The organism is Neisseria sp. P0009.S007 (assembly GCF_051962515.1).
The window spans coordinates 1-239 of sequence record NZ_JBQCVF010001260.1 but is presented as its reverse complement, the minus strand read 5'-3'; the positions used below and the strand labels follow the sequence as shown (position 1 = coordinate 239).

The window sequence follows — 239 nt, the reverse complement described above, 5'->3', positions numbered from 1 at the left end:
CTGTTTGCCGCGTCCGTAAAAAATTCTTCCAAGTCCGCCGCGCAGCCGCCGCAAAAACCGCCATACGGCCGGGTTTCGCACGCTGAAACCAAGGCGTGGCATAATACGCAACGGCTTTTGTGCCACCATCCCGCATTGCGCCACCAAGAAAACACATCCATAGAGAAAACAGCCATGCCGCACTCCGCCAAAAAAGTTTATCTGATACACGGCTGGGCAGCGAACCGCCACGTCTTCGA

Annotated in this window: 1 pseudogene; it reads right to left on the bottom strand. The window is 55.6% G+C overall.

Going from position 1 to position 239, the window contains the following annotated elements:
* Positions 1–176: pseudogene (locus ACTHS3_RS18525) on the bottom strand (ComF family protein); the annotation flags it as partial.
* Between the last annotated feature and the right edge of the window lie 63 nt (positions 177–239).